General features: G+C 41.1%; 18 protein-coding genes, 1 tRNA gene and 4 pseudogenes. All 23 read right to left on the bottom strand.

Annotated elements, in window-relative coordinates:
• Nucleotides 1–86: 86 nt before the first annotated feature.
• Nucleotides 87–1727 carry a hydroxylamine reductase gene (gene hcp / locus DXB70_RS00260; RefSeq protein WP_118672470.1) on the bottom strand — a complete coding sequence of 547 codons (1641 nt, stop codon included), beginning with the start codon at nucleotides 1725–1727 and terminating at the stop codon, nucleotides 87–89.
• A gap of 327 nt (nucleotides 1728–2054) precedes the next feature.
• On the bottom strand, nucleotides 2055–3287 hold the full coding sequence (locus DXB70_RS00250; RefSeq protein WP_118672469.1) for an ATP-binding protein: 1233 nt from the start codon (nucleotides 3285–3287) through the stop codon (nucleotides 2055–2057).
• 151 nt (nucleotides 3288–3438) lie between these two features.
• Nucleotides 3439–3660: a calreticulin gene (locus tag DXB70_RS00245; protein WP_243099858.1), complete on the bottom strand. Its 222-nt coding sequence runs from the start codon at nucleotides 3658–3660 to the stop codon at nucleotides 3439–3441.
• A 94-nt stretch (nucleotides 3661–3754) separates the two neighbouring features.
• The gene (locus DXB70_RS00240) at nucleotides 3755–4843 is read right to left on the bottom strand and encodes an FUSC family protein (protein WP_118672468.1); all 1089 of its coding nucleotides are present in this window, start codon (nucleotides 4841–4843) and stop codon (nucleotides 3755–3757) included.
• Between the two features lie 31 nt (nucleotides 4844–4874).
• Complete coding sequence (locus DXB70_RS00235) at nucleotides 4875–5918, bottom strand: HAMP domain-containing sensor histidine kinase (protein ID WP_118672467.1); 1044 nt, start codon at nucleotides 5916–5918, stop codon at nucleotides 4875–4877.
• A complete protein-coding gene (locus DXB70_RS00230; RefSeq protein ID WP_107000933.1) occupies nucleotides 5918–6589 on the bottom strand; it encodes a response regulator transcription factor in 672 nt (223 codons plus the stop codon). Before DXB70_RS00230 ends, DXB70_RS00235 begins: the two co-directional genes overlap by 1 nt.
• A gap of 18 nt (nucleotides 6590–6607) precedes the next feature.
• Entirely contained in the window at nucleotides 6608–8041 is a 1434-nt protein-coding gene (locus tag DXB70_RS00225) for a phospholipase D family protein (RefSeq protein ID WP_118570494.1), read from the bottom strand.
• A gap of 116 nt (nucleotides 8042–8157) precedes the next feature.
• Nucleotides 8158–8430, bottom strand: a pseudogene (locus DXB70_RS00220) (antirestriction protein ArdA); the annotation flags it as partial.
• 573 nt (nucleotides 8431–9003) lie between these two features.
• Entirely contained in the window at nucleotides 9004–9162 is a 159-nt protein-coding gene (locus tag DXB70_RS00210) for a rubredoxin (protein WP_107000935.1), read from the bottom strand.
• 89 nt (nucleotides 9163–9251) lie between these two features.
• Complete coding sequence (locus DXB70_RS00205) at nucleotides 9252–9626, bottom strand: desulfoferrodoxin family protein (RefSeq protein ID WP_107000936.1); 375 nt, start codon at nucleotides 9624–9626, stop codon at nucleotides 9252–9254.
• 27 nt (nucleotides 9627–9653) lie between these two features.
• Nucleotides 9654–9953, bottom strand: a pseudogene (locus DXB70_RS00200) (L-lactate dehydrogenase); the annotation flags it as partial.
• Between the two features lie 16 nt (nucleotides 9954–9969).
• Entirely contained in the window at nucleotides 9970–11151 is a 1182-nt protein-coding gene (gene rbr, locus DXB70_RS14500) for a rubrerythrin (protein WP_107000937.1), read from the bottom strand.
• A complete protein-coding gene (locus DXB70_RS00190) occupies nucleotides 11144–11551 on the bottom strand; it encodes a transcriptional repressor (RefSeq protein WP_107000938.1) in 408 nt (135 codons plus the stop codon). The genes rbr and DXB70_RS00190 overlap by 8 nt, the downstream gene beginning before the upstream one ends.
• 127 nt (nucleotides 11552–11678) lie before the next feature.
• On the bottom strand, nucleotides 11679–12428 hold the full coding sequence (gene yaaA / locus DXB70_RS00185; RefSeq protein WP_118672466.1) for a peroxide stress protein YaaA: 750 nt from the start codon (nucleotides 12426–12428) through the stop codon (nucleotides 11679–11681).
• Nucleotides 12428–12883, bottom strand: a complete 456-nt coding sequence (gene bcp, locus DXB70_RS00180; RefSeq protein ID WP_118293336.1) for a thioredoxin-dependent thiol peroxidase — start codon at nucleotides 12881–12883, stop codon at nucleotides 12428–12430. Before bcp ends, yaaA begins: the two co-directional genes overlap by 1 nt.
• Before the next feature lie 3 nt (nucleotides 12884–12886).
• A complete protein-coding gene (locus DXB70_RS00175) occupies nucleotides 12887–13096 on the bottom strand; it encodes a DUF6219 family protein (RefSeq protein ID WP_015516636.1) in 210 nt (69 codons plus the stop codon).
• Between the two features lie 264 nt (nucleotides 13097–13360).
• Nucleotides 13361–13663: pseudogene (locus DXB70_RS00170) on the bottom strand (NifB/NifX family molybdenum-iron cluster-binding protein); the annotation flags it as partial.
• A pseudogene (locus DXB70_RS00165) lies at nucleotides 13657–13992 on the bottom strand (AAA family ATPase); the annotation flags it as partial. The pseudogenes DXB70_RS00165 and DXB70_RS00170, both read right to left, overlap by 7 nt.
• Nucleotides 13910–14524: a ParB/RepB/Spo0J family partition protein gene (locus DXB70_RS00160; RefSeq protein WP_243099856.1), complete on the bottom strand. Its 615-nt coding sequence runs from the start codon at nucleotides 14522–14524 to the stop codon at nucleotides 13910–13912. The pseudogene DXB70_RS00165 and the gene DXB70_RS00160, both read right to left, overlap by 83 nt.
• Before the next feature lie 314 nt (nucleotides 14525–14838).
• Nucleotides 14839–14910, bottom strand: a tRNA-Arg gene (locus DXB70_RS00155).
• A 385-nt stretch (nucleotides 14911–15295) separates the two neighbouring features.
• The gene (locus DXB70_RS00150) at nucleotides 15296–16174 is read right to left on the bottom strand and encodes a DUF3881 family protein (RefSeq protein ID WP_118471739.1); all 879 of its coding nucleotides are present in this window, start codon (nucleotides 16172–16174) and stop codon (nucleotides 15296–15298) included.
• A gap of 74 nt (nucleotides 16175–16248) precedes the next feature.
• On the bottom strand, nucleotides 16249–16752 hold the full coding sequence (locus DXB70_RS00145; RefSeq protein ID WP_107000950.1) for a DUF4446 family protein: 504 nt from the start codon (nucleotides 16750–16752) through the stop codon (nucleotides 16249–16251).
• A 51-nt stretch (nucleotides 16753–16803) separates the two neighbouring features.
• On the bottom strand, nucleotides 16804–17979 hold the full coding sequence (locus DXB70_RS00140; protein WP_118628339.1) for a ParB/RepB/Spo0J family partition protein: 1176 nt from the start codon (nucleotides 17977–17979) through the stop codon (nucleotides 16804–16806).
• Nucleotides 17980–18034 lie beyond the last annotated feature (55 nt).

Below are 18034 nucleotides of genomic sequence, written 5' to 3'. Positions count from 1 at the left end.
AGATTTTTTGCAAATCTATCTCCAGATTTCAGTTCCAAATTCCGGCTTTGTTCGATTCCCTCTTATCCAGTTCCGTCCTGTATTTATCACTTCTCCCCGAAAAATAATTCCACATCGCTCTCCACGCTGTCAATTCCCGCGATTCCAAACTTTTCCACCAATACATTTACCACGTTCGGACTTAAAAATGCCGGAAGCGTCGGTCCAAGATGGATATTCTTGATACCGAGTGAGAGTAGCGCCAGAAGAACAATGACCGCCTTCTGCTCATACCAGGCAATGTTGTAAATAATCGGCAGGTCGTTGATGTCATCCAGCCCAAAAATCTCCTGCAGCTTCATCGCAATGACCGCCAGGGAATATGAATCATTGCACTGCCCCGCATCCAGGACACGCGGAATTCCTTCAATATCGCCCAGATTCAGCTTATTGTAGCGGTATTTCGCACAGCCAGCCGTCAGAATTACCGTGTCCTCCGGCAGCGCCTTTGCAAAATCGGTGTAGTAAGTGCGGCTCTTAGCACGCCCATCACACCCCGCCATGACGACAAACTTTCGGATTTTTCCCGATTTGACCGCATCCACTACCTTATCTGCCAGCGCCAGCACCTGTGCATGGGCGAAGCCTCCGACAATCTGCCCCTGCTCAATCCCGGTCGGCGGCTCACAGCGCTTCGCATGCTGGATGATCACTGAAAAATCCTTCTTTCCTCCGATTCCACCGTTGATATACGTGCAGCCCGGATATCCCGCCGCACCGGTTGTGTAGAGACGATCCTTGTAGCTATCCTTCGGCGGCACGATGCAGTTCGTCGTCATCAGGATCGGTCCATTGAACATCTCAAATTCCTCTTTCTGACGCCACCATGCATTGCCGTAATTACCCTTAAAATTCGGATATTTCTTAAATGCCGGATAATACTGGGCCGGAAGCATCTCTGAGTGCGTATATACATCGACGCCGGTTCCCTGCGTCTGCTCCAGAAGCATTTCCATATCGCGCAGATCATGTCCTGAAACAAGAATGCCCGGATTACTTCCGACACCGATATCAACCGTAGTAATCTCCGGATTTCCATAAGTCTCGGTGTTTGCTCGATCCAAAAGCGCCATTCCCCGGACACCATATTCGCCAGTTTCCAGCGTCAGGTGAATCAAATCATCCACACTCAGACCATCATCCAGCGTCGCCGCAAGCGCCCGCTGTAAAAATGCATCCGCCTCCCGGTCCTCCTGCAGCAGGACGTTCGCATGCCGGGTATAGGCAGACAAACCTTTCAAGCCATACGTAATCAAGCTGCGAAGGGAAATAATATCCTCGTTCTGCCCGATCAGAACGCCCGCTTCCGACGCTTTTTTTATAAATTCAGACGGCTCACCTGTCCAGCCAGCCGCCTCCGGCAGATTGTCCCGACGTTCCAGCTGCTCCCACAGTGCCGTCTTCATTTCCAGCGTCTTTTCAATTCTTTTTTCAATCGCCGCCTTATCAAAATTGGCATTCGTGATCGTCGTAAACAGATTTTCGGTAACCAGATGGTTGACCTCATCTGCCACCGCACGTCCCTCCTCTCGAAGCCGTGTCGTCACCGCGCTGATACCCTTCGTCACCCACACGAGCAAATCCTGCATTGCCGCCACATCCGGCTGCTTACCGCAGACACCGACCACCGTACAGCCCTTGCATCCGGCCGTTTCCTGACATTGATAACAAAACATTTTCTGTTCCATTGTTCACTCCTCCTATCGCATCTATCGTGTCTTATATAATCTGCATTTTGCGTGATTTATATTCTTGATAGGGATAGAGCCAAAAGTTTACCGTTCCTCACGTTTGTTTGCACCCAGCACCTTGGCAATGCTCTGTGCAACCGAAGGCTTTTCAGCCAAAACTAATTTCATTTGCATCTGCTCCTTTCGCAAAAAAATAAGCAGCCACACACCGTAATGCATGACTGCTATGTAAAAAGTTCTGAAAGAATTTTGCAACCGGACACAGTTTTCTGTCCCTGAATCTCCATCATTTCAAAAGAGAATGGCGGAGATATTTCACCTTGTTTATTCTTGTAGCAACCAATCGGCTATATCATGGATTTCGATTCCTTCATAACTATATTTTGGATGTTTGGTTCTGGCAATAATCATTTTCGGATAAGCATCTCGGATCTGAAGCAGAGAAGAGCATTCTCTCTCAAATGTTTCCTGCCCGGAAATGTTGTCGCTGACCTGAATATAAATCTTCTCGCTGCCTCTCTGAGCAACAAAGTCGATCTCCTTTTGATAGAGCTTACCGACATAGACATCGTATCCACGGCGAAGAAGTTCGATGCAAACGATGTTTTCATATACTCTGCCGTAATCCATATTTCTGCTTCCCAGTATTGCATATCGAATACCGCTGTCACACAAATAGAACTTTTCAGAGCTTTCAAGGTATTTCTTGCCTCGGATGTCGTATCTCTTAATATCATAAAATACAAAAGCATTGCACAAATACTTAATGTACTTGCCGACGGTTACATGATTGGTCGGAGTCTCATTTGCTGTCAGCAGCTGACTGACCTTATTAGGAGAAGTCAGGTTGCTGATATTATCCATAAGGAACTCGCTCAGACGCTGTAAAACCAAAGTGTCCGGGAGCGCATATTTCTGCACCAAATCCCTTGTAACAATCGTTTCGTAGACCTCTTTGATATAGTTTGTTCTGTCTTTTTCGGTTCTGTAAGCGTAAGAACCTGCTAAACCGCCCTTGATAGCGTAATCATCAAAGAGGTTATCTTTATCACTAACATCATCATAATATTGGCAATATTCCTGGAAGCTGAAAGGGAACACATGAATTTCAATATAGCGTCCGGTAAACAGAGTTGCCAGATCCGCACTCAACAGGAAAGCATTGGAGCCTGTTACATAGATGTCGTATTTTCCCTTAGAGTACAGGCTATTGATTGCCAACTCAAACTTGGGGCACATCTGCACCTCGTCTACAAACAGGTAGTTCGTTTTACCTTCCTGATAATATTCTTCCACATAGGCGTGTAAGGCATGGTATTCCTTGATTTCCTCATACGCCAAATCCATGAAGTCAATGAAGATAATATTGATGTTTTCAAAATGGCTTTTCAGATACTCAATATACGCCTGCATCAGCTTGGACTTACCGGAGCGACGAATGCCCGTGATGATCTTGATGTCAGGAGTGTCATTCAGTTCAATGATTCTGTCGAGATACTTTGCTCTTGTAATTGTTTTCATATCATCACCCGCTTTCAAAAGTCGAATATTTTTCATTTTTTGAAACTACTTCGATGTACTTATTATACTGTCTGCTAATAGTATATGCAAGAGGTCGCTTTCAAAAACACAAAATATTTTATTTTTTGAAAGTGGAGGCTATGTAAAGGCAACCCGAAGGCTGCCCCAGGCATCAAGCCTATCCTGTTTACACAGGTTCATTATCATCTTCATCGACGGAGCTATCTGCATCATCGTCCTCAAACTCCGGATCGTACCCATAGTCCTCGTCATCGTCCACATAATCAGCATCCGGATTAGGCTTTGCCGCTTCCTGTGCTTTCTTCTTTTCCTGGACTTTCTTAAATACGAAGATTACCTTTGTGTTAAAATGAAGGAAGATAGGCAGGTATAAAAAAAGATCTGTCACCCTTAGGATTCTTCCCAAAGCCAACAGATCTTACATTTTCCCTTACATCTTTATACTCTTTGCCAGACTCGTCAGCAAAGCTGCCATTTCCGGATTAACCCTTTTTCTTTCCATCCCACGTTATTCTGCAGCCACGGTTACCACTGTTTCCTTTTTTCGACATAAGCCAATAAAACATAGAACAAAATATTAATGCAAATACAACGCCAAAAACATTCTGAATCACTCTAAGACCAACTGCTCCTTTTAGTCCATAACTCTCTGTAGCAATGGCCAAAGCACCAAATGTGTTAAATACTGCCTGCCAGCCATATTTTGCAGAAAGTCCTACACCAATTCCGCCAAGGATTCCTATATATGCATAGATTGACGAAGGAAGCAGAAAATATAATACTGTAAAACATATAACACCTGCAATATTTCCGACAATTCTTTTACGGACTCTGTAGTGCATATCTTCCATAAACGGCAAAATCGCGGACATGGCCGCAATACCAGCCCACATTGCACGTGGCATATTACAAAGTTCTGCAATGCAAAGGACAATCGGTACGCATAAAATCTGACATATCTGCCATTTTGTTCTGGAAGAAGTGATATCAAATTCTTGTATCAGATCTTTCAGATTTCTTTTATAAGTTCTGTTTTTATGATTTCGATAAAATACGAAGCAGGTAAGTGCTGCACCTAATGCCATTCCGGTTAATCGCATCTGATAACTTTTTCCTGTTACATCATATCCATACAATAACAGATAACCAAGAACTAATGTGGATTGGTTAAACATGAATGGGTTATGACATCCGAACAGAATCAGCACTGCCAGTGCAGCAATGTTTAACAGCATTCCAAGTACCGGTGAAAGCTGGTTTGCTAAATGCGGACATACAGTCATAATTACAAAGAACAAAGCCAAAAGCATCGTAGATTGTCCGATGTGGATCCCCAGATCCGCATTCCGAAATACCATAAGGCATAATAAAACTACTACACCCACAATACTATTCTCATTTCCAAATAAGATACTGAAAATAGTAACAAATAAAAAACAAAATGCCATTGTAACAGCTATCTTCACCAGATATACCCACATATGATATAATTTTTCTTTCACTGTTTCACTCTTTTTCAACAGATTTTTAGAACCTGCCTGATTTAACTGCAATTCCTGATAAAATGTCATGTAATTCCTCCTCTATCTGTTTTTCTTAAACTTATATGGCCTCATCTTTCTGTATTGGAAGCTCTACAACAAATCTGCATCCACCATATTCCCGGTTTTCTGCCTTGATCGTCCCGCCAGCACTATCTACGATCCGTTTCACAAGTGCAAGGCCGAGACCATTTCCTTCTGCTTTGTGAGAACCGTCTGCCTGATAGAACTTGTCAAATATTCTGGTTTTCACATCATCTTCTATTCCCGGTCCTTCATCTTCCAGAATAAACATTACAGAATCCTTTTCCTGCTTCAGAAACATCATAATTGTCCCCTTTGCAGGACTGAACTTAATCGCATTATCTAAAAGATTCATCCATATATGCATAAAAAGTCCTTCATTCCCAGTATATTTAACTTCCTCCAGCTCTACCTGGAAACCAATTTCTTTTTCTGTCCATTTTGTCTCCAGGGAAAGAAATGCCTGACGGATCTGTTCATCCAAACGATATTCTGTTTTTTTCATTGGTATGTTCTGATTCTCTAACTTGGATAACAGCAAAATATTACCAACCAATCCAGAAAGTCTTTGGGTGTTAAATAAGATTTTTTCTACATATTCCTCTTGATCCGGAGACAGTTCTTCTCCCTGAAGCAGCATTGTATATCCTTCAATGGCATTGATCGGGGTCTTAAACTCATGAGAAACATTGGAGACAAAATCCATCTGCAGTACTTCTGTTGCACGAAGCTCTTTTGTCATCACATTAAAACTTTGATAAGATTCTCCAACTTCTGCGATACGGCTGTTCGTTTCCAAGTGCTGTTCAAAATCTCCCTGCGAAACTTCCTTCATTGCTTTACTGAGTCTGGTAATTGGTTCCAGCAACCTTGCATTGATAAAGGAAGTAATCAGCCCTGCAATCAATGTATTAAAAATCAAAAGCCAGCCAAGCACAGGTATGCTACCAGGCAGATTAAAAAAATGATTCAAAAAAGCAAATAATAACGCAGATATGACTGTTGAAAATACAAGTGCCAGCCAGATTGCACCAGTCAGACAGGATCGGATCCGCAATCCTTTTTCTTTCTTTTGTTCCATTATTTTTTCACCACCTTGTATCCAATTCCACGCATTGTTACGATTTCAAAATCCGGGTTATCTTTCAAACGCTCCCTGATTCTTCCTATATGTACCTCTATCGTATGTGGGTCTGCCTCCGTCTCGTATCCCCATACTTCATCCATCAACTGTTGTTTTGTAAATGTTCTGCCTGGCGAAGCTGCAAGCTTATATAAAAGCAGGAATTCTTTTTTAGGCAAAACAAGACTTTCCTTATCAGTTGTAACCGTCATTGCATCATAATCAAACTCTGTTGAACCGATCACAATTTTGTGTTCATTCAGTATCTGTGCACGGCGAAGCAGTGCTCCGACTCTTAAAACCATTTCATTCACATTTACCGGTTTTACCATATAATCGTCACTTCCCGAAAGAAATCCCTGGCGCATATCATCAAAGGAACCTTTCGCAGTGATCATAAGTACCGGTATCTGATATCCTGCTGAACGGAGTTTCGACACCAGTTCATAACCATCCATAACCGGCATCATAATATCGGAAATGATCAGATCAATATACTCTTTATCCAATATTTCTAATGCCAGTGCTCCATCCGATGCACTTTTGACCTGATATCCATTCTTCTCAAGCACTTTTTGGAATAGCTGGCTTAATTCTTTATCATCTTCTACAATTAATATTTGAAACACGATCTTCTTCCTCCTTTATCAGAACAGATATCTTGCCCATCCAAGCAGATGCTGTACCAAAAGTACGTTTCTCTGACGCTTCTTTGTCAATTCAATTGGCTCTACATGATACGGATCACGATAGGTTCCATCTTCCAATACCTGTCGGGACACTCTTTCATATTCCATCATGCCTTCTTCCAACTGTTTATTAATCTCTTTGCTACGTATTACAAGCATCAGTTCCGTATCCAGATACGTGCTTCTCATATCCATGTTAAAGGAACCGATTACGGATAGATCATCATCGATCAGGATGCTTTTTCCGTGGTAAGAATAGCCGCCTTCATACTCCCAGATATCAATTCCTGTATTTAAAATTCTGTTTCTGTTTCTCGCATAATCAGCAGAACCAAACGGATTTCCATTGTTGGCAACCGAATTGGTCATGATAGAAAAATCCGGAACTCTCTCCGCAATCTCTTTCCATGTATTATACATCATATCATTGCAGATAATATATGGTGTATGAATTTTCACGCGCTCTTTTGCATTTTTCATTAGTTCTCCCAGTTGATACCAGACTACTGGTTCCTTGGGACCTGTGTGGATAGGATTTGACACTAATGCAATCTTTTCTGTCTCAAAAGTTTCGTCCGTGTAATCGGTATCGCAGATTCTTTCCTTATTCTCTTCAAAATATTTCTGATAGCCGTTCTGCAGCTCTAAAACTGCGTTCTTTACAGATTTTCTATTTGCCAGTTTTTTATTGTCATGAAAATAACCACTGTCTTCTTGTTCCCATATCGTTTCAAAATACTCTAACAACTGGTTAACTGAATTTTCTTTCTCAGGTTCATTGCAAACCACTAACACATCTCTGTCATAGTTCTTATGTCCCAGAAAATCACCCAGGAAATAATTGTATGTATTTCTTCCACCAAGAATATATGTCTTACCATCTGCAATCAAATATTTATCATGCATTCTCCCCATCATCTTCCATGGTTTCAACGGATTGGCCTTATTATACAGTTTAATTTCAACATTCTCATGGGAAGATAATCCATAGAAATACGGATTTCCTTCCATATCAATCCAGCTCTCCATTCCATCTACTAACAGACGAACATGCACACCTCTGTCTGCCGCATCATGCAGTGCTCCTAAGATCAATTTTCCACTTTCATCGGATTGAAATGCAAAAGTAGAAAGAATAATGTCTTCTTTTGCATTCTTGATCAAACGCACTCTTTGTAAAAGCGCTTCTGGATTCTTTTCTATGATTACTGCCCGTTCTGTATTTTCACTGCATTCGTTCCATGACCCATTTTTTGTTTCTTTTTTGGTTGTATTGGACACTTCCGGCTGCTTTTTATATGCAACGCAGATTCCGAGCAATTCATAAAAAGCCACACATAAAAAAATTGCCAGTATAACAAGAAGGATTTTACATATTTTATGCTTTTTCATTGTACAGCACCTGATTCCTTTTTATTTCATACTTATACAATACAAAGTCAATCTCAATTTAACCTCAACAAAATTTATTTTTCATAAAAAAATATGACCGGCTTCTTTTTAAAGAAAGCCAGATAATTGAGTTCATCCAGACTTTCGTATTCTCCCAGCATTTCATACAGCCCATCGACATAACAGTCATAATCTCTTATGAACCATTCTTCATAAGGATTACCAAAGTCATCTTTTGAACCGATTCCAATTCGTTCAAATACTTTTTTCAGATCTTCTGATGTGGTAGGAAACTTTACCCATTCGCCTACCAACTCCCCTTCGTTATATTTTCCGAGATTCGTGATGTAAGCTTCAAATGGGCAATCGTGGCCATATTCATATGCCATGCTATTTCCTCCTGTTTCATTTTTCAGGTCATCACCCGGTTTTCGGCATCAAAAAAAGCGCCATACTCATCACCATTCCGGCAATGAGCAGACGCTTTATATTTTGTCCGTATTCTTTTGCAAAAGAGAAACAAATGAAATGTAAGTTTGTAGCTCATGTCTCATTTGTCTATGATAATATTAGCACAGGTCAATTCTGAAAAAAAGAGGTAGAATGGTAGCAAAAGGATAGCAATTGGTAACAACATGGGAGTAATACGGAAACATGCTGCACATTCCCCTATCCTCTATCCGCAGACTCTACACATATAACCATAATCTGTTCATCTTGATCTTCTATCTCATCATTATGATGTTCTATAAATTCATCAAGTTTGTGTATAAATTTCAGATGTTGAACTTTCTGTGTAAATAACTTCTTATAATTAATAGATTCCATATACTGCTCTTCATCAGTAAAGTGTTTTACTGTATAATCACGAAGATTTTCCAATATTATGTCAATTCTATCATATTTATTCCATTATAATATTCTGGTTTCATTTCATACATCCATTAGTCCTGCTTTCATTTTTATTCAGCCTTTGAAAACTGGTCTTTGCCTACAAAACATAACGGACATTCAAAATCTTCCGGAATATCCTCCCACTTTGTACCAGGTGCAATACCACCTTCTGGATATCCCTTCTCCTCATCGTATTCCCATCCGCAAACATCACATACATATTTCATTTGTTGTTCCTCCTTGTAAATACATTAATACACAGCCTATATTACGGTTATATTGTGTTGTTCTTAAATCTTAATATGTATAAATGCTTTTAGCATTTCCATAATCCATGCAGGTTACAATATGCATATACTTCTTCTACCTGTTCACCATCGCAAAGACAAAAATCTGCTATCGGCTCCTGCCCTGGATTTAACTGTTTTCTGTATATTCCCTGATTGGTATTTAATGTAATCCACTCAATGAAATGTTCTTCAAGCATTGGATGTTTTGTCTCTCCGACCACGACATGAACATAATTGCCTTCCACTGTATATACAGGCACGTGCTTCTCAACAGCCGCATCTGTCACACCGGCTTTTAATTCCTGCATAGGTTCTCCGCAACAAATTACAGGAACACCTTTATCCTTTACCTTTTCAACAATGTTTCCACAATGCTTACATATATAATACTTTACTTCCATGCTTTTATCTCCTTCCATGTGTATAATTTATAGTTCAATCGTCTCTATAATCTTTTTCAAAGAATCTGCAGATTTCTTAAGCTTTAATGCTTCCTCACCACTTAAATTAATAGGTATATTAGACTCAATACCATCAACACCTACAATAACTGGCATACTTAACGATACTCCGTCAATATCATATACGCCATGAATTATGTGCGATACCGGAAGTATTGATTTTTCATTTCTCATAATTACTTCACAGATTCTTTTTACAGACATTGCCATTCCATAATATGTAGCGTGCTTTTTATTTATTATTTCATAAGCACTGTTCTTGACTGCTAATAATCTTATCTCCTTAATAATTCTCTTCATGTACTTCAAAATAGCTTTGTGGATGGTTACATACCGGACATACCTCAGGAGCCTTTGTTCCTACCACAATATGTCCGCAGTTACGGCATTCCCATACCTTAACTTCGCTCTTTTCAAATACCTGTGCAGTTTCAATATTCTTAAGAAGTGCACGATATCTTTCCTCATGGTGCTTCTCAATCTCACCTACTGCCCTGAATTTTGCTGCAAGCTCAGGGAATCCTTCTTCCTCAGCTGTTTTAGCAAAGCCGTCATACATATCTGTCCACTCATAATTTTCGCCTTCTGCCGCTGCCGCCAGGTTTTCCTTTGTATCACCAATTCCTGCTAATTCCTTGAACCACATCTTTGCATGTTCTTTCTCATTATCTGCAGTCTTTAAAAACAATGCTGACATCTGCTCGTAACCTTCCTTTTTCGCTACAGAAGCAAAATAGGTATACTTATTTCTTGCCTGTGATTCCCCCGCAAATGCCTCCTGTAAATTCTTCTCTGTCTGTGTTCCTACATATTTGTTTTCTGCCATCTCTTTTACCTCCGTTTTCTTTACTACTTTTTCAAAATCTGATGCCGGGTGCTTGCACAAAGGACATATAAAGTCATCCGGTAATTCCTCGCCTACATATTCATATCCGCAAATTCTGCAACGCCATATTGTCTGACTGTCCTCTGTTTTTCCAACCTCCTGTGGCTTAGGCTTAATGTTATTCTGATAATAATCATATGTTACTGAAGGAACATTGCTTAAAACTTCCATATCGGTTATCTCACCGATAAACATCGTATGTGAACCTAAGTCCTCTGTTTTAGTAACTGTCACAGAAATGTATGCATTTGTACCTTCTGTAATATAATAAATACCATTCGTGCCCCTGGCACACTGCTCAAATGCTTCAAACTTATTGGTATCTCTTCCTGATTGGAAGCCAAAATGTTTGAACAATTCAAATTGTGCCTTCTGACTTAAGACTGATACAGTAAATTTTCCGGTTCTTTGAATCATATCATGCGTATAATTTGCCTTATTTACACAGATACTTAACTGGTTTGGTTCCGAAGCTGCCTGAATGGCTGTATTAATGATGCATCCGTTATCTTTTTCTGCTTCTTTAGCGGTCAATATAAACAGTCCATAACTCAACTTATACATTGCTTTCCTATCCATGCTGTTCCTCCTTTACCTTCTCCCTGCATTTCGGGCAAATGCCTTTAAATGAAATATCGTAATCCACAAATTCAATTCCATGAGTGTTATGAATTCTTTCCAGCAAATCCGGTATTTGATCCATATCCACATCAAAAATTTCACCGCACTTTATACATCTTACATGGTAATGATTTTTCAATGTAAAATCAAATCGGTTCGGTCCATTCGGAACTTCAACCTTTCTTAATGCACCTTCCTCTACCAATATATCAAGATTTCTATATACAGTTCCTTTTCCAATTGATGGATATGCTTCTTTTATAAATTCATACACTTCAATTGCCGTAACGTGTCTTCTCATTTCGTATACGGTATTTCTTACGAGATCTTTTTGAATGGTATTTCTCCTACTTGTCATCCGTCCTCCTTATTAGGATTAGTTCTTAATAAGAATTATATACCACTATCATCCTGTTGTCAATAAAAATAGTAATGATTCTCATTATTATAAAAGGTGCTAAACTGAGCATCTTTTACCTGAATAACTATTTTATTTTGCGTTCAAATACATATTCTGAATCTGAAGATAAATCAGACCTAAACGAATATCCGAGTCTGTCAAATTTCTGAATCTCCACCGGATTTTCAATATTATTTTCCGCTATGAATCTGACCATTTCACCACGAGCCATTTTGGCATATGTACCTTTTGTTACCATTTTATCTCCAGACATTTCGCAGAATGTAATCGTAATATATCTGTCCTTCGATGTCAGGTACTTTTCTATACATTTTGAGTATTCTTTTGATGCCAAATTAATGATAATCCTGCTATCATCGATCACAGAGCGGTATAACAAGTCTTCCCAAAACTCATACAGATTTTTTGCATCTCCAATGTCTGCTTTTGCCTGCATTTCAAGACGATAAGGCGTCACTCCGTCCATCGGTTTCAGAACCCCATAAAATGCAGATAATATTCTTAAATGATTTTGCAGATACTCAAACTGCTGGATTTCAAACACAGATGGTGCCATATATTGAAATGCAATCCCTTCATATGCTAAAACAGCCGGAGTAAGTCTGTTATAAAGATCCATATTTTCCAATCTGTTAACGTTCTGCTCTGCAATCTTGTCATTACATTTCCAGATAGCTTTCAGTTCCTCTTTTGATTTGCTTTTCATCCAGCTCAATATCTCTGCTGTCTTATCAATAAAGGCAGGCAGTTCAACCGGTGCTATGTTATCTGTATCTACAATCATCTTTTTTGCAGGTGACAATATAATCTTCATCAATTTAATTCCTTAAGCATATTTTCAGGATCATCTGCCGCCTTGACTTTATCATTTGCCTTTCTAATGATTCCCTGCTCGTCAATAAGATATGTGGTTCTTACCACACCCATAGAAACCTTGCCATATTTTTTCTTTTCTTTCCAGACATCATATGCTTCGATCACCTTACGCTCCGGATCTGCCAAAAGTGTAAATGCCAATCCATATTTTTCCTCAAATTTCTTGTGAGAGGCTACAGAATCCTTACTGACTCCAAGGATCACCGCACCTTTCTCGGTGAATTGTGGATAACGCTCAGAAAAGCCACATGCCTGCTTCGTACATCCTGGTGTATTATCCTTTGGATAAAAATATAAAATTATTTTTTTACCTAAATAATCACTTAATTTATGCACTTCTCCGTTCTGATCCGGCAATTCAAAATCCGGTGCTTTTGTTCCTATCTCTAACATTTACTATTCCTCCGCTTTTGTATTTTCCACCTGTTTTCTTGTTCTTTTATTACCTGAAATCATTTTATGACCAGAATAGACTGCCATAATCATGCATATCAGAGAGCCAAATGCAAAGTATTTGTGTGCTGCTTTTAACCCTTTATATCCTGTATAAAAAGTTCCAACCATTGTAACTATTGCTCCGATTGACCAATATTTATGTGCTTTCATTTTATACCTCCAAATTGATTAAGCTGTTTCCAAAATAAATATCTCTGGATCATTAACAATATTATACCTTCCATTCATCACTTTCTACAAGTAAGAAAAGAAAAATACTCAATCCATGTAGAGATCGATGTAGCATTCACAGTTTTTAACCGCCTTATTGAAAATGTAATCTGCCATCTTATCAAATAATACAAAAGGATGTATCACGATAATTCTCCCATTACCTTGACGCATCCTTTCGTATTGTATTTTTTGCTATTCTTCTTAATGACAGCTATGGTTTCCACATCCATGTTTACCACATGTATGTCCCTCTCCGTGGCTGTGCTCATGGTGAGAACACTTAACATCTGGATTATAATCAAGTGTATCATTGATAAAAGCTTCTACTGCTTTATCTGCATCTCCTGAAACTCCGCCAAAAAGCTTAATGCCTGCTGCCGCTAACGCAGTCTGGGCACCTCCTCCTATTCCGCCGCAGATCAAAACATCGGCATTTAATGCATTAAGAACTCCTGCCAATGCACCATGTCCGCTTCCATTCGTATCTACTACTTCTGAATACAATCTATAATGATAAAATCATAAAATTCCCTTAATCTCTCAATAAGTGACCTCATAATCAGTTCCCTGCTCATTGCGTTTACCAAAGATACCTCAATCGCTGATAATTCTATATTGGCCGGTATCAGATCCACACCTTCCTTATGATGAAGGATTGTTTTTTCCATGTTCAGTTTTTCATCATTCACAATATTTAGCATCAGCGTTGCAAGAGAATACTCCATTTCATCCGGTTCCTCATACCCTAAACTAATTGTGAGACTGCCCTGCGGATCTGCATCTATCAGAAGAACCTTTTTCCCTTCCTGTGCCAATCCGATTCCTAAATTCACGCACGATACCGTCTTTCCAACTCCACCTTTTTGATTTGATACTGCTATGCACCTGCTTCGCACTGTCACCACAAAGTTCTCCGATTACGTCAATACTCCTCTTTCCTGTATTGTGGTCAACTTGACTACAATTCTTTCTGCCTGCCTTTTTTTTGATGGCATCATATTTCATCTTATAGGCATAGGCCTTTTCACTTGGTGCAATTTGCTCTCTCTGCAAATTGGAATCGACCATGATCACTACTGCTTCATCATCCTGCAACATACAAATGATTACCGGAATTTTCTTATATCCCAGCTTCTCAGCCGCATATTTTCTTCTGTGGCCAGAAATAATTTCGTAGTAGCCTTCAATCTTTGGACGAACAATCAATGGATTCAGTACACCATACTTTTTTATGCTGTCCTGCAGCTCAATCATCTGACTGTCTCCGATCACTTTAAATGGATGATTTGAAAATGCTCTTAACCGTTCCATTTCAATCTCAACAACTTTTTCATCCGGATCTCTTACATCCGTTTTTTTATCCATAAGCTATCCTCCTCTAAAATATCTGTAACGAAAAAATCCGCCCAGAATAGATTCTTAATCTAATCTGAGCGGATAGATCCGTCAGGCCTGTTTTGTTCAGGCAAGAAAACCATATTTACATTCATTGACACCCCAATCCTTATCCTACGCTGTAGTTATCTCCGTTCGGTACCAGGATTGAATTATTGCATTGGTGCCCGTTAAGAAATTTCGGTGCTCAATATCTGCGTTTAAGTGTTCTCTCGGTGCTCACGAGCACCGGAAAAAAGAAAAAGCAGCAATGAACTTTTACGATCATTGCTGCAAAAAATGCACGTTCCCAGGGGGAATCGAACCCTCAACTAGTGCTTAGGAGGCGCTTGTTATATCCATTTAACTATGGGAACAAATGCCGTATTTTCGGGCTTTTTCAGCCTTTTCGGTCACGGCGACCAACTTTATGAACTCAATCACTTTCGTGATGAATTATCTCTTTCTTATCTCTTCTGATTTTTCAGATTTCGCTTCCTTAAGTGATCCTCAAACGCTACCCTTTTTCTTCAAAAGGGTTCCGCCATGGTTCTACCTTAGGAGGCGAACACTCTATCCTACTGAGCTACAGAGATTTATATGTTTCACGTGAAACATATATCGTATTTTCATACTGCATTTTATTATAATTCATTTTCATGTGTTCCGCAACTATTTTCTCTTCTCACATGCTCCGTATGCAATTTCTGTGTAGCTGTTCACGGGTAGGCACTTTTGGAACCGATGATTTTTTATAGACCTTTACGCAAAATGAGCCGTTCCCATCATCCATATTTTTCCTTTAAACCGACGTCCCGGAAGCGGTTCTCCAAGCAGGTCCATCTTATTGATACCCACGCGGAAATACAGATCGTTGCATTCCACCTTGAGATCATAGATTTCCTCGCCGGTAAACCGGTTTTTCTTACATATAACCTCTTTGATCTCGCCTAAAATCGAATACTGATCGCACTCGATCCCGCTTGGCATAAAAGTTGTATCGACGATCGAATAAATATCCTCTCTCGTCGCCCGGCGCGATGCCATCGAATAGAGATCCAGATCCTCGATTGTTAAGGACTCCATCGCATCCTCGTCGCCATTTTTTGCCGCTTCCAAAAGTTCATCCCGGTTTTTCGCCGCCACTTTGGCTTTTTCAATCTGCAGCGCCGTCTTTTTGATCGGAAGAAGCACCTTGCCCCGATTGGCAAATCCTGCCAGGCTGACCGAATTCACCTGTAAGCGCTCGCGCTCTTTCCGGTAACACTCCCTGTATTCGATCGGATTCAAGAGATAAAAGATCAGCGAAAGCCCTACCTTATACTCATCCAGAAGCCCCGCATAGGTTTCCTTCTCCGTATGACGCTGAATGGAACATTCTGCCCGCGAGGTTACCTCCTCGTTCAGGATATAGGGATAATAATACTCTATCTCCATCTCATCCTGCTCATTCAGCTCCCCATACATCGCCACGCCGATCCCCGGCGCAACTTCTGTCTTGATCTCATATAATTCGGTCTCCCTGTCAAGCTGAAGACAGCTGGAGGTTCCCGCCTCTCTCGCCAGACAGCGAAGCAGGGCACGGATGTCCTTCTTCTTCTGATACATACTAAATCCGGCAGCTCGCAAAAAACGATGCATATTGACTCCTTCTAACTACAATCCGCAGCTGCTGCCAACACATACAGCCGCCTCATTTCTATCCTTTATTTTCTTTACTTATACCCAAGCGCACGCTCCAGTGCTTCCTTCTCTTCACTTCCTAAAAGCACCTCGGTCTTGCCCTCTACGACATCCTTCAGATACAGGTAACAGCCTTCACGGCTGTGAACAGAATTCAGCACAAATCCCGTGTTGTTATCATCCAGCATGGCAATGACAAAACTCAGATTGCCGCCCATGCCCTTAAACGCATTGTACTTGACAATACCGGTTTTCTGGTATCCAGCCTGCGCCTTGGAGACAACCGAATCCACCAGACGTTTTGTATCTCCGTCCTTTGCCCGCAGATACTCGGTCTCATCCACCAGTTCCATGATCGTGTCTTCGAGCGTCTCCGCATCTTTTCCCCGCATAAACATATCATATCTGCGATACAACTTCCTATACTGCGAAAAACAGATGACGGACGCAATAAATGATATGAGTGTCAGGATCGCCAGAACGATCACGATAACCCCCGGATCGATGCCAATCCCGCTAAAAATACTGCTCTCCATCTTTCATTCCTCATTTCCCATCATCCGTCCCCTGGGACGAATTTTGTGTGATTACTGTCTTAATGACTCCAAAAGCTCAATCAGACGTTCCAGTTCCGCTGATGAATAGTATTCGATCTCGATTCTGCCTTTATTCTTATCCTTGCGGTTGATCGAAACCTTCGTTCCCATAACTCCTTTCAGCTTCTCTTCCACATCCTTGAAAAAGACCTCCATATCGCGTTCCGGCTCTGCTTTCTTTTTCGCCTTTTTCGGCTTCAAAAGCTCTTTCACCAGACGCTCGACCTCGCGGACACTCAAATGATTTTCTACTGTTTTAAGCGCCAACTGGTACTGTTTTTCACCATCTTCCAGCGAAAGAAGCGCTCTTGCATGACCTCCGGTAAGCCGGTCCTGAATCAGCATCTCCTGCACTCTCTCATCCAGTTTCAAAAGACGCATGCTGTTCGTGATCGTCGCACGGTTCTTCGCTACGCGCTCTGCCACGTCCTCCTGACGCAGCCCAAACTCCTGAATCAGCATCTGGTAGGCTTTCGCCTCCTCAATCGGATTTAAATCTGCACGCTGTACATTCTCGATCAGGGCGATCTCCATCGTCTGCTGTCTCGTATACTCGCGCACGATCACCGGAACTTCCCGAAATCCTGCCAGTTTGGCAGCTCTCCACCGGCGCTCTCCGGCAATCAACTCATAACGATCGCCCTTTTTCTGAACCAGAAGCGGCTGCAGCACGCCGTAACGGCGGATGGATTCTGCCAGCTCTCCGAGCTGTTCTTCATCAAACATCTTACGCGGCTGGCTGACATTTGGCTCAATCTCCGAAATATTTAGAAATTTCTCTTTTTCCACCTCAACGATCTTTACGACCGGCTCCGCTTTTGCCGTCTGTGTCTTCGATTTTGCCGCCGTCTCCCCGGCTGTGCGGGTTTTTCCTTCTGTCGTCGTCTTTCCGGATGCCTTTGCAACTCCCACACGGCTGCCTTTTCCCACTGTTTTCGCAGCTGTCTTTCCGGCAGACGCCGATTTTTTCTGTTTTTTAGATCCCGGAAGCACCATATCCAGCTCTTCCAGGCTCTTTTTCTCTATCTCCTGTTCCGTCTCACGAACGGAAGTCTTTTTTCCGGCTTCATCCGATGGCTTTGCGCTGCTTTTTCCCGCTTCTGCATCCTCGTAATCATTTCCAAAAAAAGCTCCCAGTCCTCTGCCAAGCCCCGTTCTCTTTGACATTTCCTTCCTCCTCACGAACCTCCCGACGCCCCCGGCAGGCATCCTTTCTGAATTT

The organism is Clostridium sp. OM05-5BH, assembly GCF_003481505.1.
GTDB lineage: Bacteria > Bacillota > Clostridia > Lachnospirales > Lachnospiraceae > Otoolea > Otoolea fessa.
The sequence above is the reverse complement of the archived record's forward strand: the minus strand, read 5'-3'. Positions and strand labels throughout refer to the sequence as shown.